Source organism: Nocardiopsis sp. NPDC055824 (genome assembly GCF_053616335.1).
Genome location: NZ_JBSHDN010000282.1, coordinates 1 through 6,379 on the forward strand (window position 1 = coordinate 1; position 6,379 = coordinate 6,379).

6 protein-coding genes are annotated in these 6,379 nt (G+C 75.9%); all 6 read right to left on the minus strand.

Annotated features, from left to right (window positions below; genetic code table 11):
- Nucleotides 1–42 precede the first annotated feature (42 nt).
- The 6 genes from ACWGL3_RS30140 to ACWGL3_RS30165 all read right to left on the minus strand — a co-directional run bounded on the left by ACWGL3_RS30140 (nucleotide 43) and on the right by ACWGL3_RS30165 (nucleotide 6,204).
- Nucleotides 43–1,161, minus strand: coding sequence for a sodium:calcium antiporter (locus ACWGL3_RS30140; RefSeq protein WP_267944589.1), 1,119 nt, complete (start codon nucleotides 1,159–1,161; stop codon nucleotides 43–45).
- Nucleotides 1,162–1,278: 117 nt separating this feature from the next.
- A complete protein-coding gene (locus tag ACWGL3_RS30145; protein ID WP_267944590.1) occupies nucleotides 1,279–3,369 on the minus strand; it encodes a xanthine dehydrogenase family protein molybdopterin-binding subunit in 2,091 nt (696 codons plus the stop codon).
- The gene (locus ACWGL3_RS30150) at nucleotides 3,366–4,358 is read right to left on the minus strand and encodes an FAD binding domain-containing protein (RefSeq protein WP_267944591.1); all 993 of its coding nucleotides are present in this window, start codon (nucleotides 4,356–4,358) and stop codon (nucleotides 3,366–3,368) included. The genes ACWGL3_RS30145 and ACWGL3_RS30150 overlap by 4 nt, the downstream gene beginning before the upstream one ends.
- The gene (locus ACWGL3_RS30155) at nucleotides 4,355–4,873 is read right to left on the minus strand and encodes a 2Fe-2S iron-sulfur cluster-binding protein (RefSeq protein WP_267944592.1); all 519 of its coding nucleotides are present in this window, start codon (nucleotides 4,871–4,873) and stop codon (nucleotides 4,355–4,357) included. Before ACWGL3_RS30155 ends, ACWGL3_RS30150 begins: the two co-directional genes overlap by 4 nt.
- Before the next feature lie 205 nt (nucleotides 4,874–5,078).
- A complete protein-coding gene (locus tag ACWGL3_RS30160; RefSeq protein WP_267944593.1) occupies nucleotides 5,079–5,639 on the minus strand; it encodes a TIGR03086 family metal-binding protein in 561 nt (186 codons plus the stop codon).
- Nucleotides 5,640–5,679: 40 nt separating this feature from the next.
- Entirely contained in the window at nucleotides 5,680–6,204 is a 525-nt protein-coding gene (locus ACWGL3_RS30165; protein WP_267944594.1) for a hypothetical protein, read from the minus strand.
- Nucleotides 6,205–6,379 lie beyond the last annotated feature (175 nt).

Consider the following 6,379-nt stretch of genomic DNA (forward strand, 5'->3'; position numbering starts at 1 on the left):
GCGCCCTCCGGACCGCGCCCCGCAGCGGCCGGCGGACCCGCCTCAGAAGGCCAGCACACCGACGATCCCCGCGTACACGGCGATCAGCAGCACGCCCTCGAAGCCGATCCGGCCCCATCCGCGCGCCTGGCGGACGATGAGCCCGGCGAGGAGCACCACCGTCATCAGCAGCGCACCGCAGGTGAGGAAGAGCTCGTCGGTTCCCGCGACGTGGAACAGCGACCCCGAGCGGTAGAAGACGTCGCCCACCGCCAGGTTGAGCACGTCCAGGCTGTTGCCGCCGATGATCGCCGCCACGGCCAGCGTCATGGCGCCCCGCCGGACGGCGGCGACCGCCGCGACCGTCTCGGGCAGGGCGTTGACCGCGCCCATCGCCACCGCGCCGACGAGCCCCGCGCTGAGCCCGGTGGACTCCACGACGACGACCGCCGCCTCCGCCAGGGCCCAGCCGCCCACGGCCACGACGGTGCCGACCACCGCGAAACCCGCCCACAGGGAGGCCGTGCCCCCGGCCCCCTCGCCCGCCGGGGTGTCCGCGCGGACGGCGTCCACGGTCCCGCTCCCCGCGGAACCGCCCCCGGAGCCGGGCGCCGGGGCGCCGCCGGAGGCGCCGGGGACGTCCACCACCGTCTCCCGCGTGTGTACGGCGCGCCACATCGGGTGCGCTCCCTCGTGGTGGATCAGCCGGAGCCCGCCCGCGTAGAAGGCGACGAGGACGACCGAGGCCGGGTGGACCCCCAGCACCGTCACGTCGGGCCCGAAGCCGGACATCAGGGCCAGGGACAGCATCCCGATCAGCAGGCAGCAGAAGAGCAGGTTCGCCGACGAGGCCGCGGCGTGCTCCAGGTTGGCGCGGCGGTGGAAGAAGTCGGCCACCGCCAGAGCGAGGGTCTGGGCGGCGATCCCCCCGACGGCGTTGCTGTAGGCCAGCCCCGGCTGGTCCGCGGCGGCGCTCACCGCCGTCATCACGATCCCCGACAGGGACGTGGCCAGGCCGAAGAAGACCGCGCCGAAGACGGCCTCCCCCCACCCCGTGCGGTCCGCGAGGACGTCCCCGAGGGTGGCCATCCTGACGCTGGCCACCACGGTCACCGCGGCCACCAGGACGAAGATCGCGATACTCCAGCCCAGCGACCACGGCGGTGCCATCGCTTCCACCATGTGCGTTCCCTCCCCGTGTCGGTGCACGGTCCCCGGGCTACCCGCGGCGGGGCGCTCCAATCGGGCCCGCGCACGCGCGCGGGCCCGCCGCCGGGGCGAGCCGTCCCTCCTCGCAGGTCAGCGCAGGAAGAGGTCCGGGGTGAGAGGCAGGTTCCTGACCCGGACGCCGGTGGCGTGGTGGCAGGCGTTCGCGACGGCCGCCGCCGTGCCGACGATGCCGATCTCCCCCACGCCCCGTGAACCGAGGGGGCCCGCGTGCGGGTCCTCCCCCTCCAGCCAGTCGGCCTCCAGCCCGGACACGTCCGCGTGCACGGCGACGTGGTACTGGGCCAGGTCGTGGTTGACCACATGGCCGAAGGCGGGGTCGACCACGCTCTGCTCGTAGAGCGCCATCGACAGGCCCATGACCATCCCCCCGAGGAACTGCGAGCGCGCCGTGCGAGGGTTGACGACCCGGCCGACCGAGAACAGGCCCAGCATGCGCGGGACCCGGATCTCCCCCGTGTCGGCGTGCACCCGCGCCTCCACGAAGTGGGCGCCGAACGAGTACTGCGAGTAGCCCGGCGTCGCGGTGTCCTCGGGCGCGGTCCCGCGCGCGCTCGCGCCCGGCGCGGGAGCCTCGCCGTGTTCGGCCCTGAAGACCCGGGCCGCGGCGACCAGCGCCGCCCCCCAGGACGTGGTGCCGCTGGAGCCGCCCGCCACGGAGGCCTCCGGCAGGTCGGTGTCGCCGATGGAGACCACGACCTCCGACAGCGGGCGCCCCAGCGCGTCCGCGGCGATCTGGGTGAGGGCCGTCAGCGCTCCGGTGCCGATGTCTGCCGCGCCGATGCCGACGTGGTAGCGGCGGTCCTCGCCGTACCGGATCTCGGCCACCGACCCCGGGTTCACCATGTGCGGGTACATGGCGGAGGCGACCCCCGTGCCCACCAGCCAGTCGCCCTCGCGGCGGGCCCCCGGCGCGGGGTCGCGCCCGTGCCAGCCGAAGCGCTCGGCACCCTCGCGCAGACACCTGACGAGAGCCCGGTCCGACCAGGGCTCCCCCGTCGAGGGGTCGACCGGGGGTTCGTTGCGCAGGCGCAGCTCCACCGGGTCGACCCCGCACTCGTGGGCGAGCTCGTCCATGGCCGACTCCAGCGCGTACATCCCCGGCGCCTCGCCCGGGGCGCGCATCCAGAACGGGATGGGCGCGTCCAGGGGCGCCAGCCGGTGCGTGGTGCGCCGGTGGGGGGCCGCGTACATCATGCGGGTGCACACCCCGCTCTGCTCGGCGAACTCCTTGATCTTCGAGGTCTGCTCCACGACGTCGTGCACGACGGCGTCCAGGCGCCCGTCGCGGTCGGCCCCGAGCCGCAGCCTCTGGATGGTGGGCGTCCGGTAGCCGACCAGGCTGAACATCTGCTGCCTGGTCAGCGCGAACTTGACCGGGCGTCCGGGGACGGCGCGGGCCGCCATCGCGGCCAGGACGTTGTGCGCGTGCGCCGAGCCCTTGGACCCGAACCCTCCCCCGACGTACGGGGCGACCACCCTGACGCGCTCCGGGTCGAGGCCGAAGACCCCGGCGACCGTGTGCCGGACGGGGTGCGCTCCCTGGGTGGAGTCGTAGAGGGTGAGACGGCCGCCCCCCTCGTCCCACAGGGCGACGGTGGTGTGCGGCTCCATGGGGTTGTTGTGCTCCATGGGCGTGCGGTAGGTGCGGTCCACCACGACGGCCGCGCGGGCGAGCGCGGCGTCGGGGTCCCCCTGCTCGGTGTCCGCCTCGACACCGGTGTTGACCTCCTCCGGCCGGTACAGGCGCGGGTGGTCGGCGGTCAGCGTCACGTCGTGCGCGAGCGTCTCGTAGGCGACGTCCACCAGCCCGGCCGCCTCGCGGGCCGTCTCGGGCGTGTCGGCGACCACGGCCGCCACGAACTGGCCGCGGAAGGACACTTCGTCGCTCTGGAGGACGGCGAACTCCCGGTCCTCGGTGTCGGCCAGCCGTTCGGCGTTGGCGGGCGTCAGGACGGCGCGCACCCCCGGGAGTTCCTCCGCCCGTGCGGTGTCCACGGCGCTGACCCTGCCCCGGGCGACGGTGGACAGGACCGGGCCCAGGTACAGCGGGTCGGTGAGGGCGTACTCGTAGGCGTAGGGCGCCAGGCCGGTGACCTTGGCCTCCCCCTCCAGGCGTGTCAGCGGACGCCCGACGGACGGCGTGCTCGGCGTGGTGGTCATCGTGCCTCCTCGGCGGTGAGGCCGCGCAGCGTGGACGCGAGCGTGTTGACGGCCATGGGGACCTTGAAGGCGTTGTCGCGCCCGGTGCGGGCGTCGGCGAGCTCGGCGCGGGCGGCCTCGCGGAACGCCTCCTCCGTCGCCGGTCCGCCGATCAGCGCCTCCTCCGCGCGGTGGGCGCGCCAGGGGACGTGCGCCAGTCCGCCGAAGGCGATGCGCACGTCCGCGACCGTGCCGTCCACGACGTCGAGCGCGGCGGCCACCGACACCAGCGCGAACGCGTAGGAGGCGCGGTCGCGCACCTTGCGGTAGGCCGACCGTGCGGCCACCGGCAGGTGGGGCAGGTCGACCGCGGTGATCAGGTCGCCGTGTCCGAGGACGGTGTCGCGTTCGGGTTCGCTGCCGGGGAGCCGGTGCAGGCCCGGGATCGGCACGACGCGCTCCCCGCCGGGGCCGAGCACGCGCGCCTCGGCGCCCAGCGCGGCGAGCGCCACCGCCATGTCGGAGGGGTGGGTCGCCACGCAGTGGTCGGAGGCGCCGAGGACGGCGTTGTCGCGTCCGTGCCCCTCCAGGGCCGAGCAGCCCGTGCCGGGCTCGCGCTTGTTGCAGGGCGTGGTGGTGTCCTGGAAGTACGGGCAGCGGGTGCGCTGGAAGAGGTTCCCGCCGGTGGTGGCGGCGTTGCGCAGCTGCCCCGAGGCGCCGGCGAGCAGCGCGGCGGACAGGACCGGGTAGCGGCGGCGGACCGCCGGGTGGGCGGCCAGGTCGCTGTTGGGCACGGAGGCGCCGATCCTGAGTCCCCCGCCGGGGAGCTCCTCGACCCGGTTGCCGAGCAGGCCGCGCACGTCCACGAGCCGGGTGGGCGAGGCCACGCCGAGCTTCATGTGGTCGACCAGGTTGGTGCCGCCCGCGAGGTAGGCGGCGCCGGGGTCGTCGGCGACCAGGGCGACGGCGTCCGCGGGCCCGTCGGGCCGCGTGTAGTCGAAGGGCCTCACCGTGCCGCCTCCCTGATCGCGGCGACGATGTTGGTGTAGGCGCCGCACCGGCACAGGTTGCCGCTCATGCGCTCGCGGATCTCCTCGTCGTCCAGGCTCACCGGGGCGTCGAGGTCCGCGGTCGCGTGGCTGGGCCAGCCGGCCTCGGCCTCCCGCAGCATGCCCACGGCCGAGCAGACCTGGCCGGGGGTGCAGTAGCCGCACTGGAAGCCGTCGTGGTCGACGAAGGCGCGGGCCACGGGGTGGAGTTCCCCGCCGGGGGCGCCGTCCCCGCTCCCCAGGCCGGCCGCGGTGGTGACGTCGGCGCCGTCGTGCGCGACCGCGAGCGCCAGGCAGGACAGGATGCGGCGCCCGTCCAGGAGGACGGTGCACGCTCCGCACTGCCCGTGGTCGCAGCCCTTCTTGGGCGAGGTCGCCTCCAGCCGGTCTCGCAGCGCGTCCAACAGTGTGGTGCGGGTGTCGACGGTGAGCCGGCGCTCCTCACCGTCGACCCGCAGGGTGATCGTGGCGTCCACCGGATGTGCCTTCCCCTCGTTGCCCCTCGTACAGCTCTCGTCCCAGTGTGTGACACGGGGGTGGCTCGGCGAAGCCGCCACGTCGGGGCGGTGCCGGACGGCTCGTGCCGCGTCCGGGGGCGCCCCGGAGCCGCTGGGGACAGGGGCTGCGGCAGCCCGGCGGAGGGGCGGGTGCGTCCCCCGGCCGCCCGCGTCCGGGGACCGCTCAGGGCGTGCGTCCGGTGAGCGCGATCAGGCGGTCCTGGGCCGTCGCGTCGGGGCCGACCGGGGAGGGCGCGTCGAACATCTGCCCCGGCCCGAAGTCCTGATCGGAGGCCCAGGCGTGGAGTTCCTTGGCCAGGTCGGGGTCGAGCGCCTCGTCCGCGCCGATCGCGCGGGCCAGGTCCCAGGCATGGACGGCCAGGTCGAAGGTCATCTGCCAGAGGTACACCTCGGCGGGCACGTCCCCGAAGGACAGGTGGACCGTGCGCTCCAGGGACGACAGGCCGAGCCAGGCCGTCCGGGCCTCCCTCGAGACCACCGCCCAGGAGGCCGCGGGCTCCTCACCCAGGTTGTCCCCGTCGAAACGGTCGCCGACGTCCTCCATCCGGGCCCCGCCCAGCAGGGGCGGGACCCACAGCTGCTCGGTGGCCAGGTGGTTGACCAGGTCGTGCACGTCCCAGTCCGTGCAGGGCGTGGGCCGGGCCCAGTCGGTGAGCCCGACCGCCCGGACCCGGCGGTCGAACTCCTCCAGCGCGGTGCCGTGCAGGTCGATCAGGCGTGCCATGTGCTTCCCCAGGGTCGGATGCGTGTTCTGCCCGGGTCACCTACCCGGAGCGGGCGCGGGCCGAACCCGCCCCCGCGAGGAGGTGCGGGCGGCCGGTCCGCCACGGGCCGGGCCCCTCGTCCCCGGCCGCGCCGCGGACCCCCCGGCAGGCGGCCGCCGCGAGAGCGAGGGCGAGGCCGTCCTCGACGAGGGCGCCGATCCACGGGGGGAGTCCGCCGTCGGTCCACAGCTTCCGCCACCCGGACCCCGCGAGCGCGCCGAGGGGCGCGGCGGCGGCCGCGAGCACGGCGCTGCCGGCGACCGGTCGCGAGCGCTCCCGGGCCAGCATCGCGCCTCCGGCGGCCGCGCTGGCGGAGCGGGCGAGGAGACTCGGCCAGGAGAGGCGGCTGGGGACGACCGGAGACTTGTCCGCGACGAACTCCCCGAGGACTCCCGCGGCGAGGAACACCCGCCGCCGCCCGGACGAGGCCGGCCACAGGGGTGCGGCCGTCCCGAGCGAGGAGCGCGCGCCCGCCGCCAGGCCGAGCATCACGGCGCCGGCCGCGTGCGTTCGCGTCGTGCCCATGTCTCCCCCTCCGGTCCGGGCCGCCCGTGCACGGCCGCTCCGCACCGATTATCCAGGGGCGGCCCGGGGACGGGGCGACCGCGCCGCGGCCGGCGCGGCGCGTGGAGGAGGGCGGGGACGGGGTCGGGGAAGGAGGACCCGCCGACACGGCGACGGCCGCGCACGGGAGCTCCCG